Genomic DNA, 202 nt, shown 5'->3' on the forward strand with positions numbered 1-202 from the left:
GTACCATGCGCCGCCACGCTGAGCAGGAAAGCTGCTCATATCCGGAATCTGATTGGCACCTGTACCAACTGAGCGCTTTGCCGCTTCGCCCAAACCAAGGTTTGCGAGAAACGCCGGGACGCTGGCGATATCGCTGCCGTTCTTGCTGATGTCCATCTTTCCGGCAAGTGCGTTGGTCATGGTAGTAGCAAAGTTCGGATCG

At 56.4% G+C, this 202-nt stretch carries 1 pseudogene; it reads right to left on the reverse strand.

Annotated elements, in window-relative coordinates:
* Positions 1 to 202 (reverse strand): annotated as a pseudogene (locus WFL93_RS24255) (phage tail protein); the annotation flags it as partial.

The sequence above is a fragment of the Pantoea sp. USHLN256 genome, assembly GCF_037149875.1.
Taxonomy (GTDB): Bacteria; Pseudomonadota; Gammaproteobacteria; order Enterobacterales; family Enterobacteriaceae; genus Pantoea; species Pantoea nemavictus.